This is a genomic window from Xanthobacter flavus (assembly GCF_017875275.1).
Lineage (GTDB): Bacteria > Pseudomonadota > Alphaproteobacteria > Rhizobiales > Xanthobacteraceae > Xanthobacter > Xanthobacter flavus_A.
This window is the reverse complement of sequence record NZ_JAGGML010000001.1, coordinates 3,459,890-3,486,244: the sequence shown is the minus strand read 5'-3', so window position 1 is coordinate 3,486,244 and position 26,355 is coordinate 3,459,890. Positions and strand designations below refer to the sequence as shown.

The window sequence follows — 26,355 nt, the reverse complement described above, 5'->3', positions numbered from 1 at the left end:
TACTCACTGCCACAATTTAGCCTCAGATCGACGAGGCCGGGAAGAGCCGGGAGGGGGTCACGAACTCCTCCTGCGCCTCCACCAGCAGCAATTCCCGAGACTGTGCTTTTTCGGTCCGGCTCAGCACCCCGTAAATGGAGGATGCGGCAAGGGAAACCGCCTGCGCCGTGGAGCCCGTGCGCAGCACGTGGAAGAAGAACAAGGCGGCGATGGCATCGCCCGCGCCGTTGAGCGACACGGCGAGGCGCGGCGTGCGCACCAGGAACCGCCCGTCCGGGCCGGAGGCGAGCAGGTCGATCGAATCGGGCGGCGTCTCACCAACATGCAGGCTGGTGACGAGGATCACCTTCGGCCCGCGCGCATGCAGCGCGTCGCAGGCGGCGATGGCCTCGGGCAAGGTCGGGCAGGCGCGGCCGGTGAGCAGCTCCAGCTCGAACTGGTTGGGGGTTATGACGTCGGCGGCGGGCACCGCCTGCTCGCGCATGAAGTCCGGAATGCCCGGCCGCACGAAGATGCCGCGGCCCACATCACCGATCACCGGATCGCAGCAGTAAGCAGCATTGCGGTTCGCCGCCCGCACCCGCGCCACCGCATCGAGAATGGCGGCGCCGATGTCCGCCGAGCCCATGTAGCCCGAGAGCACGCCATCGCAGCGCGACAGCACGCCGCGCTCGGCGATGCCCTCGACCAGATCGCCGATGACGGACGCCTCGAACACCTGCCCCCGCCACGCGCCATAGCCGGTGTGGTTGGAGAACTGCACCGTGTTGATGGGCCACACCTCCACGCCCAGCCGCTGGAGCGTGAACACGGCGGAGGCGTTGCCCACATGGCCGTAAGCGACGTGCGACTGAATGGAGAGGATGTTCATGGGGCGGTTCCGGGGGGGCGCTGGACTGGGGGTTAACCCGATGCGGCGACCGCCGACAAATGGAATCTGTTGATGCCGCCCCCCGGCCACGCTGATGTTTCCCCGCGCAACAGCAAGTGACCGGAACCTCGCCGTTGGGCTACTGGAAAAGCGCCGCGCGGCAGACTAAGCCGAAGCGCCGCCGTCAGATGGCGACGCTTTGTGCCGGTGACGCCTTGCCCTCCATCCGACTGCTCCGTGCCCACCTCGCCGCGCTCGCGCTTGCTTCGCTGGCGCTGCCCGCCCAGGCGGCCGGCCCGGCCTGCTATCCGCCCCAGGTGCTGGCGGCGAAGCCGGGAGAGGAGATCGTGCGGCCGCATACGGGCGGGCCGGGGCAGTTGCCCGATATTTCGATAACCGCCGCCGCACCGGTGCCGGCGGCGCTGCGCGGCTCGATCCGCCGGGTGGACCTGCCGCCGGGCGTGAAGATGGTGGCCCTCACCTTCGACCTCTGCGAGGCCTCCAGCGAGACCTCGGGCTATGACGGGGCCATCGTCGATTACCTCAGGGCGGAGGGCGTCGCCGCCACCTTCTTTGCCGGCGGCAAATGGATGGTGAGCCATCCCGAACGCGGCGGGCAGCTCACGGCCGATCCCGGATTCGAGATGGGCAACCACACCTGGTCCCACGCCAATCTCACCGTGAAGACCGGCGAGGCCATGCGTCGGCAGGTGGACGATGCCGATATCGGCCTCGCGTTCGGCCGCCGGCAGGCGGAGGCCAGGGGCTGCATGCTGCCGAAGCCGCAGGCGCTCAGCCTGTTCCGCTTTCCCTACGGCTCCTGCAGCGCGGAATCCCTGAACTACGTCAACGACACCGGCCATCTCGCCATCCAGTGGGACGTGGATTCCGGCGACCCCGCCTTCATCGGCGCAAAGGGCATGGCGGAGGACATGCTGCGCGGCATCCGGCCCGGCTCCATCGTGCTGATGCACGCCAACGGGCGAGGCAAGCACACGGCCGAGGCCCTCAAGATTCTCATCCCCGCGCTCCGGGCGAAGGGCTACCGCTTCGCCACCGTGGGCCAGCTGCTGGCCGCGGGCACGCCGGTGATCGCGCAGACCTGCTATTCCCTGAAGCCCGGCGACACCCGCATCTATGACGAGGCCGCGAGGACGGGAAAGCGCATCCTGCCGGTGCAGTAGGCGGTCTCCGGTAGGCTTACGATTCCCGGCGGGCTTACGGTTCCCGGCGGGCAGACTTGCATGGCTTGAAGTCCTCGGTGGCGTGCGAACGGGCCGGCCTTGGTTCCCGACGCCCATTGAGCCCCCGCGTCCGCCGGGCCAAGATCGCCGCACGCCCCTCCCCGCCGCCGGAGACCTCCGCTTGACTGCCCCCGACCTCGACGCCCGCCGCTCCGCGCCCGCCACGCTCAAGAACCGCGGCCCCATCGGCGATCTGCTGCTGCCTCTGCTGCCCCGCTCCGGCACCGTGCTGGAGATCGCCAGCGGCACCGGCGAGCATGTGGTGCATTTCGCCCGCCGCGCGCCCCACCTCGTGTTCCTGCCGTCCGACCCCTCCCCTTTCGCCCGCGCCTCCATCGCCGCCTGGGCCGCCGCCGAGGGCCTTGCCAACGTGCGCGAACCTCTCCCCCTTGATGCTGCGGGCGAGGACTGGCCGGTCGGCAAGGTGGATGCCGTCGTCTGCATCAACATGATCCACATCAGCCCGTGGGAGGCCACCGTGGGCCTGATGCGCGGCGCCGGCGCGCGCCTGCCGGCGGACGGCATCCTCTTCACCTACGGCGCCTATCTGCGCGATGGCGTGGAGACGGCACCCAGCAACGTCGCCTTCGACGCGGACCTGCGGCGGCAGGATCCGCGCTTCGGCCTGCGGCATCTCGCGGATGTGGCGGCGGAGGCGGCCAGAAACGGCCTCGCTCTGGCTCGGGTGGAGGAGATGCCGGCGAACAATCTTTCGCTGATCTTCCGGAAGGTCGCGACTGTTTCGCCGCGTGGTGTCCCTGTGCCATAGTCGGCTCCGGCGCTTGCCACAGGTCGGGCCTGATTCTCCGGCCGATGTCCCTGTGCGAGGCCTCCCCCGCGGCGGCCTTCAAGGGGGCCTTCAGCGTTCGAGGGACACACTCGCTCGGGGAGAAACATGGCGCGCGTCGTCGATCCGTTCATCAAACTCTCGTCGCCTCGCATCTTTCTGGTGCGGATGCTGGTGTTCCTGGCCCTGTGCGCGGCGCTGGCGGCGGTGCTGCACAAGCAGATCGTGGCGGCGTTCCTCAACAATCCGGGGCTCAACGGCGTCATATTCGGCGTGCTGGCGGTGGGCACCATCCTGTCCATCCGGCAGGTAGCGCGCCTCTTCCCGGAAGTGGACTGGGTGAATTCCTTCCGCCTCGCCGACCCCGGCCTCGCAGTGGCCCGCCCCCCTACCCTGCTCGCGCCCATGGCCGCGCTTCTCGGCGAGCGGCTGGGGCGGATGACGATCTCGCAGGCCACCATGCGCTCCATCCTCGATTCCATCGGCACCCGCCTCGACGAGAGCCGGGACATGGGGCGCTACCTCACCGGCCTTCTCGTCTTCCTGGGCCTGCTCGGGACCTTCTGGGGCCTTCTGGAGACGGTCTCCTCCATCGGCTCGGTCATTGGCGCATTGCAGGTGGGGCCGGACGTGGGCTCCATCTTGGAGGACATGAAGAGCGGCCTCGCCGCCCCGCTCGGCGGCATGGGCACGGCCTTCTCCTCCTCGCTGTTCGGCCTCTCCGGCTCGCTGGTGCTGGGCTTCCTCGACTTGCAGGCGGGCCAGGCGCAGAACCGCTTCTATACGGACCTGGAGGACTGGCTCTCCACCACCGTGCGTGACCTCGACGACGCCCCGCGCGACCGGGCGCTCGCCGCCGACCGCGAGGCCGCGCCCCGCGTGCCCGCCGCCCCGGCAAAGGTTCCGGCCGCCGCGCCGATGGCACTACCTCCGCCCGTGCTGGACCTCGATCCGCTCGTCTCCGCCATGGGTCGGCTGGAGAAGACCATGACAGAGGCCGGCTCCCAGCGCGTCACCTCGGCGCTGGCGCAGCTTGCCGAGAGCCTGCAAGGGCTCGTCACCCACATGCGCTCGGAACAGGCGCTACTGAAGCAGATGATCGAGCAGCAGCAGGCCCAGCAGGAGCAGATGAAGCGCCTGCTCTCCCGGATCGAGGACGACGCCGGTCCGCGGCGCAACTGAGCGGAGGCAGAACCCATGGCCCTCGGCCGGCGCGGGCGCGACCGCCAAATCGACTACTGGCCCGGCTTCGTGGACGCTCTGTCCACGCTGCTCCTCGTCTTCACCTTTCTGCTCTCCACGTTCATCCTCACCCAATTCTTCCTGACCCAAGAGATTGCGGGCAAGGACGACGTGATGCAGCGCCTGCAGGCGCAGATCCGCCAGCTGACCGACCTGCTCTCTCTGGAGCGGGCGAACATCCAGTCCACCGAAAGCGATCTCGCCTCGGTGCGCGCCTCGCTGGAAGCAAGCGAGAGCGAGCGCGAGCGGCTGCGTGGACAGGCCGCCGCCATCCCCGCCCCGTCCGACACCGGCCGCGCGAACGCGCTGTCGCGCGAACTCGACAGCCAGAAGGACCTCGCCGCCCGCGCCGCCGCGCAGATCGAGCTTCTGAACCAGCAGATCGCGGCCCTGCGCCGGCAGATGGCGGCGCTGGAAGAGGCACTCAACATCTCCGAGAAGCGCGACGCCGAGAGCCAGGCCAAGATCACCGATCTCGGCCGCCGCCTTAACGTGGCGCTGGCGCAGCGGGTTCAGGAACTGACGCGCTTCCGCTCCGAATTCTTCGGCCGCCTGCGCGACATCCTCGGCAACCGACCGGACATCCGGGTGGTGGGCGACCGCTTCGTGTTCCAGTCGGAAGTCTTCTTCGACGCCGGCTCGGCGGTGATGAAGCCGGAGGCCATTGCCTCCCTCGACAAGCTGGCGGGCGCCATCCTCGACCTCGAGAAGTCCATCCCGCCGGACATCTCCTGGGCCCTGCGCATCGACGGCCACACGGACAACAGGCCCATCTCGACCGCCCAGTTCCCCTCCAACTGGGAACTCTCGGCGGCGCGCGCCATCGCGGTGGTGCAGTATCTCATCGCCAAAGGCGTGAGCCCCAACCACCTCATCGCCGCCGGCTTCGGCGAATTCCAGCCCCTCGACGCCGGCACTTCCGACGAGGCCCGCGCCCGCAATCGCCGCATCGAGTTGAAGCTGACGGAAAGGTAGAGGAGCGCCGGACAAGGTTGGCGGCGCGGGAACTCTGTTCCCGTATCGCGCAACCCGGCGCGCGCCGCGCCGAAAGCGCGGTTGGCGCTTGTTCGGAGAGTGGCTTAACCGGCCTCCGATTTTGCTCTCAGGTGGAACAGTTTCGAGTAGGCTGGTGTCGTTGGACAACGCGGTCAGCCCTGCGCAGCCTAAGAGTTGTCTTCCGCACCTCGGGCCTCTAGCCACGCCGCAACGCTCGTCACGGGGATATCGTGCAGAGCATTGAAGGTTTGCTCCAAGGGCCAGGCCACCCCGTCGCTGCGCGCGAAGGCGAGGCGGTATTTGCGGATCGGATCGTCCGGATGAGCCTTAAGATCTGCTCGCAGATCCGAGACCGTCCACAGGACACGCTCGACAGAGCGAGAAAGGACGCGGTCCACTGTATCGGCGAGCTCCCGGTAGGAGATTGTGTCGCCACCGACATAGACCACTTGATCTATTGGAGACGGGACGGCGGTCAGGATAGCGGCGACCAACCGGCCGATGTCGTGCGGCGTTGTGACCGTGAGCCGATAGTCCCAGTTCCCCAGCGCATGGACGCGGTTTCGGTCCAGATCGACGAGGCCGAACGAAGGCTCGAACAAGAAGCTAATGAACATGCCGGTCGAGATGATGATCCAATGTGTGCGCGATTGCGCCCGCAACATGTCGCGGACGTCGAGTTGCTCATCCCATACATCCTGGCCGCTGCCGCGCCCAACGACATCATAATCCACGCCGAACTGCCAGGGGACGTAGAGCTTGACGCCGGCTTGCAAGACTGCGGAGGTGATCTTCAGCTGCGTGCCGCTTCCGCCGACGAAACCAGTACAGCAGATGACGGTGGAAAACCGCGAGAACACATGAGCAAGCTCGTCCTGGCTGGCGGTCGCGATGTCTATCCGGACGATATCCACATTTAATGCGGTGAGAGTTTCGGAGATTTTCCCAGGGCGGTCATCCATTCCGTTGGCAGGAACGGGACGAAGCAATGCCGACAGGTGAAGGTTGCGGCCCTGGTAAATTACGCCCGTCAGGCCATTCAGCACCTCAAGCCCAAGCTCTCCTGCGCCAAGGACCAGGATATGATCGCCAAGAATCGGGGGAACAGTCATGGACATCTCCTGTTGAGGCGCCAAATACATGGAGAATGTCCTGACGCGATGGAAGCAGGCACACGAATGATACGGTCTGGGGATTCCGAATTTCTTGCGACGATCGAGCGTTCGCGGGCCGCCTGCCAGGCTCTCAGCGACGCGGACGACGGACTCAAGCGAGAGATCCTGACCCACGCGGGCAATCGCTGGTCGCTGGGCGTCGTCTACGCGCTGGGCGCCGAGGGAACGCTCCGCCACGCCCAGATCTCCAGGAGGTTGAAGGGCATCACGCAACGCATGCTCACCCGCACGCTTCGCCAACTGGAGCGCGACGGACTTGTCACGCGGCACGATCATGGCACCGTGCCGCCGCATGTGGACTACGCGCTGACCGAACTCGGGCGCGGATTGCTGGAGGGAATGATCCCACTCTGGGGCTGGGTGATCGACAACGCCGAAAAGTTCAGGGCCGCCCGTGCGCGTTTCGACGTCGAGTCACACGATTAAGCCGCAATTGTCCCGGCTCTCGTCGAAGGTTAGGCGCCCGAGCGCGCCCTTTCGCGCAGGTCATCGCGAAAGGCGGGATCGGCGATGGCAATCAAGGCTTCGGCCCGTTCCGCGAGCGTGAGCGGGCGCAGATCTGCGATGCCGTGTTCCGTCACGATGATGGCGGCATCGGCCCGACCGATGGTCGCGGGGCCGGAGAGACGCGCAGTGATGCGGCTCCGGCGCTCGCCCTTTGCCTCGACCGTCGAAGGCAAGGCGATGATGGGCAGCCCACCGGCGGACGCCCGCGCGCCCCGCAGGAAGTCCAGCGCACCGCCGATCGTGCCCACATAGCGCCCGCCCACGGTCTCGGTGTTCGCCTGTCCCGAAAGGTCCACTTCCAGCGCCGAATTGATGGCGGTGAAGGCCGGCATTTGCGCGATCAACGCGTGCGAATGGGTGACGCTGACCGGCTCCAAAGCGATCGCCCGATTGAGATGGGCGAAATCAAGCAGCGCGCGGCTGCCGAGCAGCGTGCCCGCCACCGTCACGCCGCGGTGGATGGGCTTAAGCGCGTTGGTCACGGCACCCGCCTCGATCAGCCCCACGGCGCCGTCGCTCAGGATGCCGGTGTGCAAACCGAGATCGCGGTGATGCTTGAGCAGTCCGGCGACGCAGTCGGGGACGGCACCGAGGCCGAACTGCAACGTCGCCCCATCCCGAATGAGCGAGGCCACATGGGCCCCGATGGCCTGCTCGGCCGCGGTCGGAACCGCCCGCGCCTGTTCGGGTAGCGCCCGGTCGGTGGCGACCAGCACGTCGATGTCGGCGGCCGCGATCTCCGCCGAGGTGAACGGCGCCTGCCGGTTCACTTCGCAAATCACCACCCGCGCCGCCCGCACCAGGGGCGCAATGTAGTCGCAGGCGCAGGACAGGCTGAAGCGTCCGCCGTCAGGGTGCTCCGCCACCTGCAGCAGAAGGACGTCCACCCGGCTGGCGAGCAGGGCCGGAAGATCCGAATAGTGGACCGGCAGGATGTCGAGCGCGCCGGCTGCCGCGAGTCGACGGTTCGTCCCGGTGCCGCAGAACGAGGAGAAGCGGACGCGGTCCGTATAGGCGGGGTCCGGCGTGTCGCCGAGGCCGATGCCGATGAAGGCGGAAAAGCCGCCGAGCCGGCCGCGTTGCGCCATCAGGCGGGCGGTCAGCGGCAAAGGCTCCGCCGCCGCCTGCCCCCAGCACACGAGATCACCCGGGAGGATGACGTCGGCGAACTCCAGCGCCTCGAGTTCGATCGCTCGCGTCATGGCCCTCACGCGCGCTCAATGATCGCGGCGGCGCCCTGGCCACCGCCGATGCACATGGTCTCCAGCCCGTAGCGGGCACCGCGCCTCTTCATCTCGTGGACAAGGGTGGTGAGGATGCGCACGCCGGTGGCGCCGATGGGATGGCCGAGAGAGATGCCCGAGCCGTTTACGTTCACCCGCTCCGGATCCACGCCCGGCCATTGCTTGAGCACGGACAGCACCTGGCAGGCGAAGGCCTCGTTGATCTCGATGAGGTCCATGTCGTCCAGCGAGAGGCCCACACGCCCCATGAGCCGCGCGGTGGCGGGTACGGGGCCGATGCCCATCTCCGCCGGCTCGCACCCTGCCGCCGCCCAGCCGACAAGGAAGGCATCGGGCACGAGGCCAAGGGACGCGAGCTTGTCCTCGGCCACGATGAGACATGCGGCGGCCGCGTCGTTCTGCTGGGCGGCGTTGCCGGCCGTCACCGTGCCGCCCTTCTGGATGGCGCGCAGCTTGCCAAGGGAATCGGCCGTGGTGTCGCCGCGGACGCCCTCGTCGCGATCGATGACGACCGCCTCCCCCTTCTTCTGCGGCACGCCGACGTGCACCACCTCGGCCGCCATGCGCCCGTCGCCCCAGGCCGCGGCGGCGCGCTGCTGGCTGCGCGCGGCATAGGCATCGGCCGCCTCGCGGGAGATCTGATACTTGCGGGCAAGGTTCTCGGCCGTCTCGATCATGCCGGAAATGGGTCCGAAGCGATGCTCGGGCTGGGAACGCTCGCGGCCGCGATCAAGCCTGTCGTACAGGACGGGCGAGCCGGAGCGCGTACCCCAGCGCACACCGGTGGTGTAGTGTTCGATGGCACTCATGCTTTCGACGCCGCCGGCGATCACCACGTCGCAGGCGCCCGTCTGCACCATCATCGCGGCCGTGGCGATGGATTGGAGCCCGCCGCCGCAACGGCGGTCGAGCTGCATCCCCGGCACCTCCACCGGAAGCCCCGCCTCCAGCGCGATCCAGCGGCCGACGCAGGGCGTCTCGGAATTGGCGTAGGACTGGGCGAAGACCACATCGTCAACGCGCATTGGATCTAGACCCGTGCGGTCGAGAATGGCATTGACGACAATGGCGCCCAGCCGCTCGACGGGCACATCCTTCAGGGCTCCTCCGAAGCGGCCGACCGGCGTGCGAAGGGGGGAAACGATGGCAGCGCGACGCATCGCGGAAACTCCTTGCTCTGCGGGCTCAGACCGGGTCCCAGGTGAACACCTCGGCGGAGACATCGAGGCGATGGAAGCTGGCGGCCAGCGCGGGCATGGCGTGGTCGGCGATCTCCTCCGGCGTCCATCCGCCGTCGCGCTGCACCGAGCGCACCGGCCGGGGCTGGCTGAAGAGGAAGATCTCGTTGTTGCGCACGCAGAATATCTGCCCGCTGACCTGCCCGGCCTTGTCGCTGAGGAGATAGACGGCGAGGGGTGCGACCTTCGCTGGCGTCATCTGCTGCAGTCGTGCGACGCGGGCCTCCTGCTCGGGCGTATCCACCTTGATGGACGAGATCATCCGGCTCCAGGCGAATGGGGCGATGCAGTTGGAGCGCACCCCGAAGCGCTCCATGTCCAGCGCGATGGACTTTGACAGGCCCACCACGCCGAGCTTGGCGGCCGAATAGTTGGCCTGCGCCCGGTTGCCGATGAGGCCGGATGTGGAGGTCATGTGCACGAGGCTGCCCGCCTGCTGTTCCTTGAACAGCGGCGCCGCGGCCCGGCTGATGTTGAAGCTGCCGTAGAGATGGACCTTCAGCACCTTGTCCCATTCGTCTTCCGACATCTTGTGGAAGAAGGCGTCGCGCAGGATGCCCGCGTTGTTCACGACGCCGTCGAGCCGGCCGAACGCATCGACCGCCTGGGCCACGATGCGCTCCGCGCCAGCGGTTTCGGTGACGCTCTCCAGGCTCGCCACCGCCTCGCCGCCGGCGGCGCGGATCTCGGCGACGACGCGCGCGGCGGGACCATCGTCCCGCCCCTGCCCGTCGAGGCTCGTGCCGATATCGTTGACCACCACCTTCGCGCCGTGGGCCCCGGCCATCAGCGCGATATCGCGGCCGATGCCGCCCCCCGCGCCGGTGACGACGACGACCTTGCCGTCCAGCATCCGTGTATCGGCCATGGTCATGCTCCCTTCAGCAACTGGCGGGCGATCAGCAATTGCTGGATCTGGCTGGTGCCCTCGTAGATCCGCATCAGGCGGACATCGCGATAGAAGCGCTCCACCGCATATTCGCTCATGTAGCCGGCGCCGCCGTGTACCTGGACCGCCCGGTCTGCGACGCGGCCGACCGCCTCGGTGGCGAAATACTTGGCCGCCGACGCCTCGGTGCGCGCGGCGCCGTCCCGGTCGTAGAGCGTCGCCGTCTGCTCCACGAGGGCCTTGGAGGCGAGGTAGTCCGTGTGGCTGTCGGCGATCATCGCCTGGATCAGCTGGTACTCGGCAATCGGCTTGCCGAACTGCCTGCGCTCGCGCGCGAAGGCGATCATCTCCGCGATCAGCCGCTTGCAGGCGCCGGTGGCGAGGGCGGCGATGTGGATGCGCCCGCGATCGAGGACCCGCATGGCGAGGCGGAAACCGCGCCCCGGCGTCTGGCCGATGATGGCACTCGCCGGTACCCGCACATTGTCGAACATCACGTCCGATGTGGTGGTGCCGCGCTGACCCATCTTGCGGTCCTTCTTGCCGATGGTGAGGCCCGGCGTATCGCGAGGCACAAGGAAGGCGGTGATGGCGTCGGCACCGGGCTTGTCGAACTCGGTCCGGGCCATCACCGTGAACAGCCCGGCGCGCTGGGCATTGGTGATGTAGCGCTTCGTGCCGTTGATCACGTAGTCGTCGCCGTCCCGCTCGGCGCGGGTGGTGAGGTTCGCGGGATCGGAGCCGGTGTCCGGCTCGGTGAGGGCGAAGGCGGACATCAGTTCGCCGCTGGCGAGCTTCGGCAGATAGGCCTGCTTTTGCTCTTCGGTCCCCTCGAAGATCAGGCCGCGCGCACCGATGCCGATATTGGTTGCCAGCAGCGAGCGGAAGGCTAGCGCCGTGCCGCCAAAGATCTGGGCGAGCTGTGTTTCCTGGCGGGCATTGAGCCCGATGCCGCCGTATTCCGGCGGAATGGTGAGGCCGAACAGCCCGAGTTCGCGCATCTCGTCAACAATTTCCTCGGGAATCTCGTCCTCGATCTCGACGCGCATCTCATTGGGGACGAGGCGCTCCGCGACGAAGCGTTCGACCGCATCCTTCAGCTGGCCGAAGGTTTCGTCATCGACGGCGGGCATTGTCATATCTTGCTTGCTCCCGTGTTCCGGATCTCTGGCGCGGCGCCGATGGTGCAGGTGCCTGCGACGGCCCGTTCGCCGGAGGCAGTTTCAACGAAAATCTCGTAGGAGCCCGTCGCTTCGTCGGTCAGGTGGCCCCCGGCGCGGATCGTCGCGCCAACAGGCACCGGGGCGATGAAACGCACTTCAAGACGCGCATCCTCGGGGACCGCACCGAAGGTGCGCTCCAGTGCCTCGATCACGAGGTTGAGGCCCAGCGTCCCGTGGGCGATGGGCCGTCCGAAACTGGTTCCGGCCGCGAATTCCGCGTTGAGGTGGATGGGGTTGAAGTCCCGTGTCAGCTCCGCGTAACGGGCGACTGCATCCTGGTCGGCGACGAGGCTCACGCAGGCGAGCTCGCGCGGCAGCGCGGCGTCTTGTGGCATTTCCATCGGCTGTTTCCTTCGTCGGCGCTCTCGCGGCGCCCGTACACCTTTCGGGGCCGCCTGTTTACTTGGCCCAGATCGTCCGGATCTCGCCCGCGAGGACCTCGCGATCCCCCTTTTTGAGGACCACCCCGAAACCGACCCAGCGGCGGGCCTTGCGCAGTTCCTTCCACAGGCAGGAGACCTCGGCCTCAAGCTGGTCTCCCGGCTGCACGGGGTCTCCGAAGGCCAACGTCTGCGAGGCGTGGACATTGCCGGGAGGCCGGGGGGAGAAGGCCTTGAGGTAGGCTTCCATCATTGCCGCCACGAGAATGCCGGAGGGCAAGCGACCGGCCGCGACGGCGCCATAGATCGCCTCCCAATCCGCGAGACGGGCGTCGTCCAGCGCGATGGCATGGTGGCCGAGAAGCTCGCCAGGCCGGAAACTGTCGAAAACCCAGACCGGGCTCCCTTCGCTCATCAGGCCTTTCCTCCCCGCGCACGGCGGCCCGGCCCGGCCGCTAGCCGGCGCTCGCTCTGGCGCAGCCCGCTCGAAACCCCGAACAGGGACTCGCTGATGAAATCCGCGGAATCCCTGAGCGCGGCCCCCAGCTGCTCGATTTCCGGCCGGGTCAGTTGGCCGGCGATGGAAATTCCGCTGATGCCGAGCCGCGGCTTGCCGGACGGGTCGGTCACGACCGCTGCGGCAATCTCGAGGCCGCGGAACAACTGGCCGAGATCGAAGGCATAGCCGTCGCGGCGGGCCTGCTCCACGTCCTTCACGTATTCTTCGAAGCTCGGCGGCGACTGCCATTGCAGCGCGTCGAACCGGGCCTTCAGTTCGTCACGGGGCAGGTCGCGCAGCGCCGCATAACAGCGCCCGATCGCGCCCACGAAGGTCGGCAGGCGCGAGCCGTCCGACATGTCCACGCGCACCGTCTTTGCCGTGGAAACGCGATCGATCAACACGATGCGCTCGCCGTCGGTGATCTGCCACAGGCACATCAGGCACTTGTGCTCCGCCGAAAGCCGGGCGAGCTCGGGCCGGATGAGATTGGCCTGGTTTGCGCCCAGCAGCGGCAGGGACAGCTCCAGAACACCCATGCCGATGGCATAGGTCTTCGCCTCGGGATCGAAATCCACCAGGCGCTCGCTCGAGAGCGTGCGCAGGATATTGAAGCAGGTGCTGACGCTGACGCCGGCATCACGCGCTATCACATTTACGCCGGCCGGGCCGCTCGATTGCGCCAGGCTTCTCAGGATCGAAACGGCGTTGGCCACGGCTCCGACGATTTTTGGCGAAGGGTCTTGATCGGCTGGGTCGCTCATGTATGAATGGCTTTCAGAATTTTGTGAATGTCATTCAAGATGGAGAATGACTAACACAACGAAGCCGGCGATGGGAAGCCCCTTCCGCAGAAATCAAAGGCGAGGAAACGTGAAAAAAGAGAAGCAGACCAACGCGAAGGCGGCTGTGTCGGATGAGGGGGGAGGTGCGCCGCGCGGCCTTCGTGGCGTGCGTGTCCTCGATCTCGGCCGCTACATCGCGGCCCCCTTTTGCACCGCCTTGCTCGCGGAACAGGGCGCGGAGGTCATCCGGATCGAGCCGACATCGGGCGCACCGGATCGCGAAGTCATGCCGGTCGGCGTTGCCGGACGCGGCGCGCTCTATCTTCAGGTCAATCGCAACAAGAAGTCGCTCGCCCTCGACATCGACCAGCCCGCAGGGCGCGCCGCTTTCGAACGGCTCGTGGCCACCTGCGACGCGGTGGTGGTGAACCTGCCGCCGGCAGCCTTGAAGCGCGCCGGGCTGGACTACGACAGCCTTCGCGCCATCCGGCCGGATATCGTCCTCACCACCATCAGCGCCTTCGGCACGCAAGGCGAAAGCCGTGACCGGATCGGCTTCGATGGCACCGGACAGGCCCTCTCCGGCGCCATGTGCCTGACGGGGACCGGCGAGCGACCGCTACGCGCCGCGGTGTCCTATGTGGATTACGCCACCGGAATCGCGGCCGCCTTCGCAACCCTCGCCGCCCTCCACGAGCGCATGGCAACCGGACGTGGGCAGCAAGTGGAGGCCTCCCTCCTCGGCACCGCGCTCGCCATGACCAATCCGATGCTCATCGAGGAAGCGCTGGGCGCGCGCAGCCGCGCCGCCATGGGCAATCGCAGCCCCATCGCCGGCCCGTCCGATCTGTTCCGCACCCGCGACGGCTGGGTGATGGTGCAGGTCATCGGTGACGGCATGTTCCGCCGCTGGGCCAGCTTCGTGGGGCAGCCGGAGCTGGCCGCGGATCCGCGCTTTTCCTCGGACATTCTGCGTGGCGAGAACGGCGAGGCCCTGAGCGCGGTGATGGCGCAGTGGTGCGCCGCGCGATCCTCGCAGGAATGTCTCGCCGAACTCGCGGCCGCCAGGATTCCCGCCTGCAAGGCCCTCTCTCCGGCCGAAGCGCTCGCCGCACCCGAAAACAGGGACGGCGGCTTCTTCGAGGAGATGGCCCTGCCCGCCGGCAACGCCCCGGTCGTCACGAATCTGGTGCGCACCGCAGCCGGCCGGCTGGCGCAGGGGCGTCCCGCGCCCGAGCTGGGCGCCCATACAGAAGAACTTCTCGCATCGCTGGGGTACGACGCCGACGAGATCGGGCGCCTCGCGGGCCAGGGGCAGACCAAGGCCGAAAGCTAAGAACGGGCGCTCCTTCAAATGCGCCGCAATAACGGGAGGAAGACATCATGGCGTGCAGGATCAGGTCGATCAGGTCACGTGCCCTTGGTACAGCAGCGGGCACGGCAATGCTTGCCGCCCTGGGCCTCGTTTCCGGAGCCGGCGCGGCCGGAGCCCAGGAAACCATCAAGCTCGGCCTTTCCATTCCGCTGTCCGGCACCGGTGCCATCTGGGGCAAGGGCTCGGAGTTCATGTGCAAGAAGGCTGCGCAGGAGATCGCGCAGGCGGGCGGCGTCAAGGTCGACGGCAAGACCTACAATTTCGAATGCGTCGCCTATGACAACAAGTACAACGCCGCCGAAGGCACCAAGGTGGCTCAAACTCTGCTCAACCGCGAAGGAGTCAAGTTCATCGCCGGCAGCCTCGGAACGGCGCCGGTGCAGGCGCTCCAGTCCCTCAGCGAACGCCAGGGCGTCGTGCTCTTCACCACGGCCTGGGGCCCCAGCATCAAGGGGCCGAAGTTCCCGCTGACGTTCACGCAGATGAACACGCCGTTCGAAATTCTGCCGCCCCTCATCCGCTACATCCATGAGGCCAATCCGCAGGCCAAATCGATCGTCATGCTCAACCCCAACGACGCCACCGGACGCGACACCGAGGGCGTGGCGAAGAAGGTCTGGACGGAAACCGGAGTAAAGGTCCTGTCCAGCGACTTCTATGAGCGCGGCACCACCGAATTCCAGCCGATCGCCGCACGCATCGCCTCCCTCAAGCCCGACATCGTGGACCTTGGCGGAATGCCACCGGCCGACGCCGGCGCCGTGTGGAAGGAGCTGGACGTGCTGGGCTGGAAGGGCGTCAAGGTGGTCGAGGTCGGAACCGGGATCGACGGACTCAAGGCCACCGGCGGAAATGCCATCGAGGGCGTCTACATGGGCGCTGCCGTATCGTTGGACGGAGACACCGCCACCGCCAAGCAGAAGGCCGTGAACGAGGAAGTTCGGGCGGCCACCGGAGAGTCTCTCAACGCCATCCAGATCGGCTTCTATGATGCGGTCTACGCGCTGAAGGCCGGCATGGAGAAGGCGAAGTCGGTGGACGCCAAGACCGTCGGCGCCGCGATGCCGGACGTTACGTTCACCTCTTTCTATGGCACGCCTGTCGATTTCTACGGGCTCGATACCTATGGCTCGCGCCAGCAGATGCGCCTCCCGGTGATCATCACGCAGGTCCAGGACGGCAAACTGGTGGAGAAATCCCGCATCGTGCCCACCACGAAGTGATGCGCAGCCGCGTCCTCCGCCCGGCGTGGTGGACGCGGCATCGGCTCCCGGGACGTTGATCCGTTCCGGGACGAGGCTCTGCCCCGACGAAAGCACGCCCCGCAGATGCAAACCGCAATACAGCTCACCCTGACGAGCCTGCAGATCGGCGCCGTCTATATCCTGTTCTCGCTCGGCCTGACGCTAATCTTCGGCGTCATGCGCATCGTGAACTTCGCCCACGGCCACCTCTTTGCCGTTTCGGCGCTGGTGGTGGCCGCCATCGTTCCCTGGCTGTCTACGGCGGGGTTCCCCGTCCTCGCCGCCTATCTCGTCGGCGCTCTCGCGGGCGTCGTCGCATCGCTTGCGCTCGGCTTCGCCATGTATGTGGGCGGATTCCGCTTCTTTCAGCGCGACCTCGTCGGCTCCTTCATTCTCTCCATCGGCCTCGTGCTGCTGCTGGACGGCATCTTGATGAAGATCTTCGGCGGCGCGGTGCGGCCGGTGCCGGACATCATTCCCGGAACGCTCTCCGTATTCGGCGCCGCCATTACCGGCCAGCGTCTTGCACTGTGCGTGGCGGCCGTCGCGGTCACCGGAGTGCTCTACTGGGCGCTGACCCGGACCAAGCTCGGCAAAGCGCTGAGGGCGGTTTCCATCGATCACGAGGCGGCGATGCTCCAGGGCATTCCGTACAATCGCATGGCGCTCTCCGGCTTCATGATTGCCGCCGGGCTGGCCGCATTGGCCGGGGCGCTGATCGCGCCGGTCACGATCGTCTCGCCGGTGATAGGCGCGGACTATCTCATCAAGGGCTTCATCGCGGTCATCGTGGGCGGGCTTGGCAGCGTCCCGGGCGCCATCCTCGGCGGGCTGTTCGTTGCCGCTATCGAGACCGTCGGCGGATTCTATTTCGATCCCAGCTCCGCGACCATCGCCATCTTCATTCTTGTCATCGCCGTGCTGCTGGTACGGCCGAAGGGACTTCTCGGTCATGGATGATCTGAAGCTGCCCTACTGGGCTGCGGGCGTCGCCCTCGTGCTGGTCGCGACCCTCATGGTGCGCGATGCCTACATCGCCAGCGTGATCAACCTCATCGCCGTCGCCGCCCTCACCGCCGTGAGCCTGCGTTTCGTGATGCTGATGGGAGAACTCAACTTCGCCACCGCCGCTTTCGTCGGCATCGGCGCCTACACGACGGGGGCGGTCGTCACCATCCTCCAATGGCCGTTCCTCGTCGCCATCCTCGCGGGAGGACTGATGGCTGGCGTGGTCGCTGTTGCCTTCGGCTACGTGACGCTGCGCACCAAGGGGCCCTATTTCCTCCTCATCGGCTTTGCCTTCACCGAGGCGGTGCGGATCCTCTATTCGAAAAGCACGGCGCTTGGCGGAACGTCGGGAATGATCGGCATCTTCCCGCCGGTCGCGCTGGATGCCTGGATGCCGACCGTCATCGTCGGCACGTCCTGCGCCCTCATCTTCGCGCTCTACGTTCTCGAGCGATCGGATTTCGGCAAGATTCTGACCGCCATCCGGGACAACGAGAACGTCGCGCGTACGGTCGGCCTGAACATCCTGCTCGTGAAGATCGCCTGCTTCGCGGCGGCCTCGGTCGCGGCCGGCGTCGCCGGGAGCCTGCACGCCTTCGCCAACAACGTGATCAGCCCCGGAGACTTCAGCTTTCTCGTCGCCGCCTTCGCCCTCGCTTATGTGAAGGTCGGCGGCGAGGACAACATCGTCGGGCCTCTGGTGGGTTCGGTCCTGCTGGTCGTTCTGGGCAGCTACGCCCTCGGTCTGGGCGGCGACGAGCACATCTTCTACGGCGCCGCCATCACCCTCGCCGTGCTGCTGCTCCCCAATGGCATCACCGGCCTTCTCTCCGGGCGGCGCAAGCCTTCCGTGGCGAAGGGGCACTGAGATGGACCAGAGCCAGCAGCCGCTTCTCGCAACCCGCGGCCTCACGCGCCGCTTCGGCGGCCTCGTTGCAGTCTCCAACCTGGACCTGGAGATCAGGCCGAAGGAAATCCTCGGCCTCATCGGGCCCAACGGCGCCGGCAAGAGCACGACGTTCAACCTCATCAGCGGCTTCTACAAGCCCTCGGCGGGCGAATTGTTCGTGTTCGGCGAGAACTGCACGGGGCGCTCCGCGCTGGAGATCAGCCGCCGTGGACTGGTGCGCACGTTCCAGCACGGCAGCTTCATGCGCACCATGACCGTTGCCGACAATATCCTGCTCGGCACCATCCACGGGGTGAAGGGCGCCGCCGCGCGCCGCGCCCGGGTGGCGGAGACGGCGGAAATGCTCGGCCTCACGCCCTACCTTCCCGAACAGGCGGGCAACCTGCCGCACGGTTTGCAGCGCCTCGTCTCCATCGCCATTGCCTTCGCCGCCCGCCCGCGTCTCCTGTGCCTGGATGAGCCGCTGACCGGCCTCAACCAGACCGAGGTCGCCAATACCCTCGCCATGCTGGAGCGCATCCGCGACGCGTTCGGCTGCTCGGTGCTGCTGGTCGAGCACAACATGAAGGCGGTGATGCGGGTCTGCGACCGGATTGTGGTGCTGCACCACGGGCAGCATCTCGCCACCGGCACGCCGGCGGAGATCCGCGCCGATCGTCGTGTGATCGACGCCTATTTGGGGCACCGCCATGACCATTGAAAGCCCGGCCATCCTTCCCCTGGAAGTTCGCGGCCTGTCGGCGCGGTACGGCGTTGTTCCGGCGTTGCGGGACGTGGATCTGGTGCTGAGATCGGGCGAGATCGTCACCCTGATCGGCGCCAACGGCGCGGGCAAGTCCACGCTTATCAAGGCTATCTGCGGCCTGGTGCGGCCGAGCGGCGGCAGCGTGCGCCTGTTCGGTGAGGAGGTGACCGGTCTCTCGCCGGACCGGATGGTGCGCAAGGGCCTGAGCGTCGTGCCGGAAGGCCGGCGGCTGTTTCCCGAAATGACCATGCTCGAGAACCTGGAGCTCGGAGCGTTCGCACGGCACGACGCAGCAGCGGTGAAGCGTGACCTCGACCGCGTGATCTCCCTGTTCCCGGAACTCAAGGACCGCCTCGGCACCCATGCCGGCACCTTCAGCGGCGGGCAGCAGCAGATGATCGCCGTCGCCCGCGCCCTGATGAGTGCGCCACGGGTGCTCCTCCTCGACGAGCCGACCATCGGCCTCGCCCCCGCGGTGGTGGACCGCATCGCCGACATCGTCACCCAGATCGCGCATTCCGGGGTAAACATCCTGCTCGTCGAGCAGAATGCCGAGACCGCCCTCGCCATCGCCGACCGCGCCTACATCCTCGAAGGCGGGGCCATCACCGCCGACGACGATGCGCGCACCCTCGCCGCCAGCCCCGACGTGCAGCGCGCCTATCTGGGAATCTGATCATGGCCATCGACACCGACGACATCTGGCAGCCAACCGCCGAGTATATCGAGCGCGCGCAGGTCACGGCCCTATCGTGGCGGCTCGGCGTCGAGGGTATCGAAGCGCTGTACGACCTTTCGCTGGCCGAGCCCGAGCGCTACTGGCGCACCGTGAACGACTTCTGCGGCATCCGCTGGAGCCGGCCCTATGCCCGCTATTGCGACATGTCGCGGGGCGCGCCCTTTCCATCCTGGTTCGTGGGTGGAGAGTTGAACTGGGTGGATACCATCCTCGACAATGCCGAGGCCGCTGACCGTCCCGCAATCATCGCGGAGCGGGAGGACGGAAGCGTGCGCGCGGTGACCTATCGCGAGCTGGCCGGCGAGGTCCGCGGCTTTGCGGCGGGCCTGCTGAGCCTTGGAATCGAGCGCGGCGACCGCATCGGGCTGTTGATGGAGAACGGCATCGAGGCCTCGGTCTCGCTGCTCGCCATCGCCTATATCGGTGCCATCGCGGTGCCGTTGTTCAGCGGCTTCGGCACGGACGCCATCGTCGCCCGGCTCGAACCCTGCGGGGCACGGGCACTCATTGCCACGTCGGGCTTCCTGCGGCGCGGCCGCTTCGTCTCCACGGCCGCGACGCTTGCCGCCGCCCGCAGCGCGTTGCCGGAGCTCGCGTGCCTCATCCTGAAGCGCGCACCGGAGGATGACGCACCCGCAGTCCCCGACGTGCACGACTGGCATGCGCTGGCGACCCGGGCGCACGCAACGCCCCCATCCGCGCGGATGTCCGCCAACGATCCGTTCATGGTGATCTTCACCTCGGGCACCACGGGCAAGCCCAAGGGCGCCGTGCACGTGCACGGCGGCTTCCCCATCAAGATCGCCCACGACGCTGCCGTGCATTTCGACGTGGCCCCCGGCGACGTCTTCTGCTGGCCGGCGGACATGGGGTGGATCGCGGGCTCGCTGATCCTCGGATCGGCTTTGCTCAGAGGCGCGACGCTGGTCTGCTACGACGGTGCACCGGACTATCCGGATTGGTCGCGGATGGGCCGCCTCGTCGAACGGCACCGTGTCACCCACTTTGGCTCAGCGCCGACGCTCATTCGCGGCCTCGCCGCCAATGATGAGGTCAGCACCGCACCCGATCTGTCCTCCCTGCACCTGCTCATCACGGCTGGCGAAAGCATCGCGCCGGAGCATTTCGTCTGGTTCGAGCGCACGTTCGGCCGCGGCGTGTGCCCGCTTATCAATTATACGGGCGGCACCGAGGTCTCCGGCGGCCTGCTCTCCAGCGTCGTCACGCGGCCGATCATCCCGGCCGGCTTCAATACAAGGTCGCCGGGGGTGGCGCTGGACGTGCTGGACACGGCCGGAAATCCCGTCACGGGCACCGTGGGCGAACTCGCCATCCTCGCCCCCTTCGTCGGGATGACGGCGAGCTTCTGGCAGGATGACGAGCGCTATCTCGAAGCCTACTGGAACACGGTCCCGGGCGTGTGGATCCACGGCGACCTCGCCATGCGGACGCCCGATGGCCACTTCTTCCTCCTTGGTCGCTCGGACGACACCATCAAAGTGGCGGGCAAGCGCGTCGGCCCGGCCGAAGTGGAGGAAATCCTCGTCGAGATCGACGGCGTGGTGGAAGCCGCCGTCATCGGTGCGAGCGACCCGGTGAAGGGGCAGGCCATCGTCGCCTTCCTCACCTGCGACGGCGCCGCGGACGACATCCGCGCGGTGGCGTCGGCGCGGATCCAGGAGAGGCTCGGCCGTCCCTTCGCGCCGCGCGCCGTCTTCGTGGTGCCGCAACTGCCCAAGACCCGCAGTTCGAAGATCATGCGGCGGGTGATCCGCTCGGTCTATTCCGGAGCGCCGGTGGGCGACCTCTCCTCGCTGGTCAATCCCGAGGCCATTACGGACATCGAGCAGATCCTGCGCGAGGCCTGAGCCCGGCGCGGACCCAAAGACACGAAAACAAGGCATCCGCCGGTCAGCACCGGCGAGAGCCGAAGGGAGAGAACGGACATGGACCTTCAGCTGCGCGGAAAGACCGTGCTGATCACCGGCGCCTCGCAAGGGATCGGCGAGGGACTGGCCGAGGTGTTCGCCGAGGAGGGCTGCAATCTCCACCTCGTCGCCCGCTCCGGAGAGAAGATGGCGGCGCTGGCCGATCGCCTGCGCGCGGCGCACGGCGTCACCGTCGCCGTCCACGAGCAAGATATTGCCGCCCCCGGCGCGGCGGAAAGGATTGCGGCCGCGGCAGGCGACATCGACGTGCTGGTAAACAACGCCGGCGCCATTCCCGGCGGCGACTTGTGGGACGTGGATGCGGACCGCTGGCGCGCCGGCTGGGAGGTGAAGGTCCTCGGCTATATCGACCTGTGCCGGGCCTTCTACGCTCGGATGAAAGCGGCCGGCGGCGGCATCATCCTCAATAACATCGGCAATGGCGGCGAGAATTTCGACTTCCGCTACATCGCCGGCTCCACCGGGAATGCGGCGCTCATGGCCTTCACGCGGGCGCTGGGCGGCCGCAGCCTCGATGACGGCATCCGCGTGCTCGGCATCAATCCCGGCCCGGTGGCGACCGACCGCATCTTCAACATCATGAAGAAGCGCGCCCACGAGCAGTGGGGTGACGAGAGCCGCTACACCGAGCTTCTCGCCGCCTACCCGCTCGGCCGCGCCGCCCATGTGCGCGAGGTGGCGGACCTTTTCGCCTTCCTCGCCTCGCCAAGATCCGCCTACACCTCGGGAACGATCATGACGATCGACGGCGGGCTCACCTCCCGCCGATCCATCTGACATCCGCGCGCCCGGAGATACCATGACACTCGAAGCCTATTCCGCCTTCCCCTCCCTCCTCGTGGACCGGCCGGCCGCCGGCGTACTGCGGCTGACCCTGAACCAGCCGGAAACGCTGAACGCCCTCGGCGCGGACGCCCACCGCGAACTGGTGGACATCTGGCGCGTGGTGGATCGCGACCGCGACACCCTCGCCGTCCTGCTCTGCGCCAATGGCCGCTCCTTCTCGGCTGGCGGCTCGTTCGAGATGGTGGATGCCCTGACGCGCAGCTTCGAGGAGCGCGCCAACATGTGGCGGGAGGCGCGCGACCTCGTCTACAACATCATCAACTGCTCGAAGCCCATCGTCTCGGCCGTGCAGGGCGCGGCGGTGGGCGCCGGCCTCGCCGCGGCGCTCATCTGCGATATTCCCGTCGTCACCAAGACCGCCAGGCTGGTGGACGGCCATGTGCGCCTCGGCGTCGCTGCCGGCGACCATGCGGCGATCATCTGGCCGCTCCTGTGCGGCATGGCCAAGGCCAAGTACCACCTGCTGCTCAACGAGCCGGTGACCGGCGAGATGGCCGAGCGGATGGGCCTTGTCGCCCTCGCGGTGGAAGAGGACGAGCTTCAGGAGAAGGCCCTCGGCATCGCCATCCGCCTCGCCGAGGGGGCGCCCGCCGCCATCCAGTGGACCAAATATTCGCTCAACAACTGGCTGCGCATGATGGGACCGACCTTCGACGCCTCGCTGGCGCTGGAAATGCTCGGCTTCTCGGGGCCGGACCCGCAGGAAGGGCTCGCCTCGTTCCGCGAGAAGCGGCCCCCGGCCTTCCCGCGCAAGGCGCCATTCTGAAATGGCGCCCGCCCCCTACGAGCGGCTTCTCAGCCCGCTCGCCATCGGCCACGTCACCCTGCGCAACCGCATCGCCATGATGCCGCACGCGGTGATGTTCGGGGGCGGCTACGGCTCGGCCATCGACCGCACCATTGCCTATCACGTGGAGCGGGCGAAGGGCGGGGCGGGCCTCATCGTGATGTCCAACTTCCTGATGCCGGCGTCCTGGCGCCGGCTCGCCACCTGGGGCGGGGCGCTTGAAACCTCGCCTTTGGGCGGCCTCGACCTTGCCAATGACGCGTCGCTGCAGCCCCACTACCGGCGGATGATCGACGCCATCAAGGCGGAAGGGGCCTGCTTCGTCTCCCAGCTCAACATGAGCGGGCGGCAGTTGCGCTCGCCCGGCACGACCCAATACGGCGTGCCGCTGCTGGCGCCCTCCCCCCTGCCCTGCCCGCGCACCGGCGAGATCCCGAAGGAAATGACCGAGGGGGACATCGCCGAGTATGTCGGGACCATGGTGGAGGCGGCGCTGAACCTGAAGGCGGCGGGCGCCGACGGGGTCGAACTGTTCGCCGCGCAGGGCTATCTGCTGCACGAATTCCTCTCCCCCGCCACCAACAGGCGCGAGGACCGCTATGGCGGCCCGCTGGACAACCGCATGCGCTTCCTGCTGGAGGGCCTCGCCGCCATCCGCGCCGCCGTGGGTCCGGATTTCCTCATCGGCGCCCGCATCAACGGCCGCGACGACGTACCCGGCGGCCTGACGCCCGAGGAGGCGACCGCCATCGCTATTCGGCTCGGGAACGAGGGGATCAGCTATCTGAATGTGAGCGGCCTCACCTCCCTGCACTATCCCGGCTGGATCGCCGACATCACCGCCCCGGACGCCCAGTTCGCGCACGAGGCCGGCGCGATCCGGACCGCCGTTTCCGGCCTGCCGGTCTGCGTCAGCTCGCGCATCGCCACGCCCGAGGCGGCGGAGGCCGTTCTGGCGGCCGGACAGGCGGATTTCATCGGCATGGCCCGTGCCCTCATCTCCGATCCCGAGCTGCCGCTGAAGGCAGCCCGAGGTGACGCGAAGGCCATCCGCATCTGCACATACTCCAACCAGTCCTGCATCGTCGGCCTCGATCGCGGGCGGGGCGTCGGCTGCATCCACAATCCGGCGGTGGGGCGAGAGGCACAGATCGGCATCGGACGGATGCGGCCCGCGGATCGGGGAAAAAGGGTGGCCGTGGTCGGCGGCGGCCCGGCAGGCCTCGCCGCGGCCCGCATCGCGGCCGAGCGCGGCCACCGCGTGACCCTGTTCGAGCGGAGCGCCCGCCTCGGCGGCCAGAACCTGATGACCAGCGCTGTCGCTTCGCGCCGCGGCTTCGCCGAGATCCATCGCTGGCAGATCGAGATGCTGGCGCGCCTTCCCGTGGATATCCGCCTCTCCACCGCGGCCGACAGCGCCCTGATCGAGCGCGAGGGCTTCGACGCTTTGGTGGTTGCCACCGGCTCGGTTCCGCGGCGGGACGGCTACACCTCGCTGCGGCCGGGGGCGGACGGCATCGCCGGTGCGGACTTGCCCCATGTCCGCACCGTGTGGGATGCGTTCCAGACGCCGGAGCGCTTGACCGGGCCAGTCGTGGTCGTTGAAGACGATCCCCATCTTTCCGGCACCGCCGCCGCCGAAATGCTGGCCGCGCGGGGGCTGAAGGTCACCATCGTCACGCCGCACATGCACGCCGGCGCCGACCTGCCCGTGCACCATGCCCCGTCCCTCTACCGCAAGCTCGCCGCCCTCGGAGTCGAGGTGGTTCCCGCCACTTTCGTCACCGCCATCCGGCCCGGTCACCTCCTGTACGAAGGCCGGTTCGGCGGGACGAGGCGGCAGATCGCCCATGCCGGCGAGGTCATCCTGGCCATGGGCAACCGGGCCGAAGACGCGCTGGCGCGCGCCTTCGCCGGCAGCGGCGTCGAACTCCATGTGGTCGGCGACGCCCTGGCGCCCCGGCAGGCGGATATGGCGATCCTCGACGGCGAGCGCGCCGGCTGGATGCTCTGAAGGAGACCGGAATGGCAAGGCTTGACGGCAAGGTCGCATTCATCACCGGCGCCGCGGGCGGCATCGGCCGCGAGACCTGCGCGCGCTATATCGCCGAAGGCGCGCGGGTGGCGGCGGTGGATATCGGCGCCGAGGCGCTCGACGACACGCTGCGGGCGGCAGGCTCCGCCGAGCATGGCCTCGGCATCGTCTGTGACATCACCGAGCCGCAGCAGGTCAAGGCCGCGATCGCGCAGACCGTCGGGCGGTTCGGCCGTCTCGACGTGCTGTGCAACATTGCCGGCGGATCGAGCGCGGCCGACGCCCGCGTGACGGAGGCGCCGGACGAGGAATTCTGGCGGGTGATCCGCCTCGACCTCTACGGAACGTTCCTGTGCTGCAAGCATGCCATCCCCGAAATGGCGCGCGCCGGCGGCGGCTCGGTCATCAACCTCTCCTCCATGGTGGCGCTGATGGCCCTGCCCGAGCGCGACTGCTACACCGCCGCCAAGGGCGGGGTGGCGGCCATGACGCGGTCCATGGCTGTCGAATATGCGCCCGACCGCATCCGGGTGAACGCCATCGCCCCCGGCCTCGTGCTCACGCCCCGCGTCGAGGGATTGATGGAAACGCGCGAGGAGCTGCGGCGGCTGGCCGGCCAGCACCTTCTCGGCCCCTGCCGGCCGGGGGATATCGCCGGCATGGCGGTCTATCTCGGCAGCGACGACGCCCGCGTGGTCACCGGACAGGTCCTGTCCGTCGACAGCGGCGTCACCATTTCCTGAGGCTGAACCATGATCAGAACCGTTGCCGTCATCGGGGTCGGCGCCATGGGCGCGCCGATGGCCATGAACATCCACAAGGCGGGGTTCGACCTCACCGTCTGCGACCGCAATCCGGACGCCCTTGCCCCCTTCGCAGCCCTCGGCGTGCGCTGCGTCCAGGAGGCGCGGGCCTGCGCCGGCTGCGATGCCGTGATCGTACTGGTCGCCACGCCGCAGCAGGCCCGTTCCGTGGTGCTGGGCGAGCAGGGGCTGCGCGCGGGGATCGACGGCCGCGAGCCGCTGCTGGTGATGATGGGCACCGTCGCGCCCGACACCGTGCGCGAGCTGGCGCAGGAGCTGGAACCGACCGGCCTGCGCATCGTCGATGCGCCGGTCAGCGGCGGCCCGGTGAAGGCGAAGGCCGGAACCCTCGCCATCATGATGGGCGGGGCCGCCGAGGACGTGGACCGCCTGCGTCCGCTCATGCAGGCCATAGGCACCAACATCTTCCATTGCGGGCCGCTTGGCACCGGGCAGGCCACCAAGATCGTCAACAATCTGGTTGGCATCACCACGCTGATGGTGGCAGCCGAGGCCTATCGCATCGCCGGCGACAATGGCATCCATTTGCCCGACGCCATTCCGGTGTTCGAGGCCGGCTCCGGCCGCAACTTCTTCACCGCCCATCCGAAGGACGCGCCGGAAGCCTACACGGCCTGGACCGCCACGCGCGCCGAATTCGACAACCTCCAGTCCATCCTGCGCAAGGACATCGACCTCGCGCTCACCATCGGCGCTGGTTCCGGCGACCTGCCCTTCACCAGGGCGCTGCGTGCCCTGCTCGACACCGTCGGCGACGACACCTTCGAAACCTGGCGCGCCGTTGCGGCCGCGCCCCGGCAGTCCTGAGGCCCT

The 26,355-nt window shown here is 67.8% G+C and carries 26 protein-coding genes; 17 read left to right on the top strand and 9 right to left on the bottom strand.

The features are described 5' to 3' along the window. Window positions 1-22: 22 nt before the first annotated feature. Window positions 23-871 (bottom strand): pyridoxal kinase PdxY, encoded by an 849-nt coding sequence (gene pdxY, locus J2126_RS16525; protein ID WP_209487979.1) that lies wholly within the window; start codon window positions 869-871, stop codon window positions 23-25. A 188-nt stretch (window positions 872-1,059) separates the two neighbouring features. Between pdxY and J2126_RS16520 the strand changes: the two genes are divergently transcribed. The 4 genes from J2126_RS16520 (at window position 1,060) to J2126_RS16505 (ending at window position 5,119) form a co-directional block, all read left to right on the top strand. Next, the gene (locus J2126_RS16520) at window positions 1,060-2,055 is read left to right on the top strand and encodes a polysaccharide deacetylase family protein (protein WP_209487978.1); all 996 of its coding nucleotides are present in this window, start codon (window positions 1,060-1,062) and stop codon (window positions 2,053-2,055) included. 181 nt (window positions 2,056-2,236) lie between these two features. Further along, window positions 2,237-2,884: a DUF938 domain-containing protein gene (locus J2126_RS16515; protein ID WP_245327395.1), complete on the top strand. Its 648-nt coding sequence runs from the start codon at window positions 2,237-2,239 to the stop codon at window positions 2,882-2,884. Between the two features lie 126 nt (window positions 2,885-3,010). Further along, window positions 3,011-4,084, top strand: a complete 1,074-nt coding sequence (locus tag J2126_RS16510; RefSeq protein WP_209487976.1) for a flagellar motor protein MotA — start codon at window positions 3,011-3,013, stop codon at window positions 4,082-4,084. Between the two features lie 15 nt (window positions 4,085-4,099). Then, window positions 4,100-5,119 (top strand): peptidoglycan -binding protein, encoded by a 1,020-nt coding sequence (locus tag J2126_RS16505; protein WP_209487975.1) that lies wholly within the window; start codon window positions 4,100-4,102, stop codon window positions 5,117-5,119. Between the two features lie 188 nt (window positions 5,120-5,307). On the opposite strand, the gene J2126_RS16500 is transcribed toward J2126_RS16505, so the two are convergent. After that, window positions 5,308-6,252 carry an aromatic alcohol reductase gene (locus J2126_RS16500; protein WP_209487974.1) on the bottom strand — a complete coding sequence of 315 codons (945 nt, stop codon included), beginning with the start codon at window positions 6,250-6,252 and terminating at the stop codon, window positions 5,308-5,310. Window positions 6,253-6,300: 48 nt separating this feature from the next. Between J2126_RS16500 and J2126_RS16495 the strand changes: the two genes are divergently transcribed. Further along, a complete protein-coding gene (locus J2126_RS16495; RefSeq protein WP_281066344.1) occupies window positions 6,301-6,741 on the top strand; it encodes a winged helix-turn-helix transcriptional regulator in 441 nt (146 codons plus the stop codon). Window positions 6,742-6,770: 29 nt separating this feature from the next. On the opposite strand, the gene J2126_RS16490 is transcribed toward J2126_RS16495, so the two are convergent. From J2126_RS16490 to J2126_RS16460, 7 genes are all read right to left on the bottom strand, one after another. Further along, entirely contained in the window at window positions 6,771-8,024 is a 1,254-nt protein-coding gene (locus J2126_RS16490; protein WP_209487973.1) for an acetyl-CoA hydrolase/transferase family protein, read from the bottom strand. Window positions 8,025-8,029: 5 nt separating this feature from the next. Then, complete coding sequence (locus J2126_RS16485; RefSeq protein WP_209487972.1) at window positions 8,030-9,226, bottom strand: acetyl-CoA C-acetyltransferase; 1,197 nt, start codon at window positions 9,224-9,226, stop codon at window positions 8,030-8,032. 25 nt (window positions 9,227-9,251) lie between these two features. Next, window positions 9,252-10,172 carry an SDR family NAD(P)-dependent oxidoreductase gene (locus J2126_RS16480; protein WP_209487971.1) on the bottom strand — a complete coding sequence of 307 codons (921 nt, stop codon included), beginning with the start codon at window positions 10,170-10,172 and terminating at the stop codon, window positions 9,252-9,254. A 2-nt stretch (window positions 10,173-10,174) separates the two neighbouring features. Further along, window positions 10,175-11,326: an acyl-CoA dehydrogenase family protein gene (locus tag J2126_RS16475; protein WP_209487970.1), complete on the bottom strand. Its 1,152-nt coding sequence runs from the start codon at window positions 11,324-11,326 to the stop codon at window positions 10,175-10,177. Between the two features lie 2 nt (window positions 11,327-11,328). Next, window positions 11,329-11,751, bottom strand: coding sequence for a MaoC family dehydratase (locus tag J2126_RS16470; protein ID WP_209487969.1), 423 nt, complete (start codon window positions 11,749-11,751; stop codon window positions 11,329-11,331). Between the two features lie 64 nt (window positions 11,752-11,815). Further along, on the bottom strand, window positions 11,816-12,211 hold the full coding sequence (locus J2126_RS16465; RefSeq protein WP_209487968.1) for a hypothetical protein: 396 nt from the start codon (window positions 12,209-12,211) through the stop codon (window positions 11,816-11,818). Then, entirely contained in the window at window positions 12,211-13,059 is an 849-nt protein-coding gene (locus J2126_RS16460) for an IclR family transcriptional regulator (RefSeq protein WP_209487967.1), read from the bottom strand. Before J2126_RS16460 ends, J2126_RS16465 begins: the two co-directional genes overlap by 1 nt. Between J2126_RS16460 and J2126_RS16455 the strand changes: the two genes are divergently transcribed. The 12 genes from J2126_RS16455 (at window position 13,058) to J2126_RS16400 (ending at window position 26,349) form a co-directional block, all read left to right on the top strand. Continuing rightward, the gene (locus tag J2126_RS16455; RefSeq protein ID WP_245327394.1) at window positions 13,058-14,416 is read left to right on the top strand and encodes a CaiB/BaiF CoA transferase family protein; all 1,359 of its coding nucleotides are present in this window, start codon (window positions 13,058-13,060) and stop codon (window positions 14,414-14,416) included. The genes J2126_RS16460 and J2126_RS16455 overlap by 2 nt on opposite strands. Window positions 14,417-14,523: 107 nt before the next feature. Beyond that, window positions 14,524-15,678, top strand: coding sequence for an ABC transporter substrate-binding protein (locus J2126_RS16450; protein WP_209487966.1), 1,155 nt, complete (start codon window positions 14,524-14,526; stop codon window positions 15,676-15,678). A 105-nt stretch (window positions 15,679-15,783) separates the two neighbouring features. Further along, entirely contained in the window at window positions 15,784-16,659 is an 876-nt protein-coding gene (locus tag J2126_RS16445) for a branched-chain amino acid ABC transporter permease (RefSeq protein WP_209487965.1), read from the top strand. Then, window positions 16,652-17,575, top strand: a complete 924-nt coding sequence (locus J2126_RS16440; RefSeq protein WP_209487964.1) for a branched-chain amino acid ABC transporter permease — start codon at window positions 16,652-16,654, stop codon at window positions 17,573-17,575. Before J2126_RS16445 ends, J2126_RS16440 begins: the two co-directional genes overlap by 8 nt. Window position 17,576: 1 nt before the next feature. Further along, entirely contained in the window at window positions 17,577-18,317 is a 741-nt protein-coding gene (locus J2126_RS16435) for an ABC transporter ATP-binding protein (protein WP_209487963.1), read from the top strand. Next, window positions 18,307-19,038, top strand: coding sequence for an ABC transporter ATP-binding protein (locus J2126_RS16430; protein ID WP_209487962.1), 732 nt, complete (start codon window positions 18,307-18,309; stop codon window positions 19,036-19,038). The genes J2126_RS16435 and J2126_RS16430 overlap by 11 nt, the downstream gene beginning before the upstream one ends. Window positions 19,039-19,040: 2 nt before the next feature. Beyond that, window positions 19,041-20,969: an AMP-binding protein gene (locus J2126_RS16425; RefSeq protein ID WP_209487961.1), complete on the top strand. Its 1,929-nt coding sequence runs from the start codon at window positions 19,041-19,043 to the stop codon at window positions 20,967-20,969. A 78-nt stretch (window positions 20,970-21,047) separates the two neighbouring features. Next, on the top strand, window positions 21,048-21,827 hold the full coding sequence (locus tag J2126_RS16420; RefSeq protein WP_209487960.1) for an SDR family oxidoreductase: 780 nt from the start codon (window positions 21,048-21,050) through the stop codon (window positions 21,825-21,827). Window positions 21,828-21,849: 22 nt separating this feature from the next. After that, window positions 21,850-22,662, top strand: a complete 813-nt coding sequence (locus tag J2126_RS16415; RefSeq protein ID WP_209487959.1) for an enoyl-CoA hydratase/isomerase family protein — start codon at window positions 21,850-21,852, stop codon at window positions 22,660-22,662. 1 nt (window position 22,663) lies between these two features. After that, window positions 22,664-24,697, top strand: a complete 2,034-nt coding sequence (locus J2126_RS16410) for an FAD-dependent oxidoreductase (RefSeq protein ID WP_209487958.1) — start codon at window positions 22,664-22,666, stop codon at window positions 24,695-24,697. 11 nt (window positions 24,698-24,708) lie between these two features. Then, window positions 24,709-25,461 carry an SDR family NAD(P)-dependent oxidoreductase gene (locus J2126_RS16405; protein ID WP_209487957.1) on the top strand — a complete coding sequence of 251 codons (753 nt, stop codon included), beginning with the start codon at window positions 24,709-24,711 and terminating at the stop codon, window positions 25,459-25,461. 9 nt (window positions 25,462-25,470) lie between these two features. Continuing rightward, the gene (locus tag J2126_RS16400) at window positions 25,471-26,349 is read left to right on the top strand and encodes an NAD(P)-dependent oxidoreductase (protein ID WP_209487956.1); all 879 of its coding nucleotides are present in this window, start codon (window positions 25,471-25,473) and stop codon (window positions 26,347-26,349) included. The last annotated feature ends 6 nt before the right edge of the window (window positions 26,350-26,355 follow it).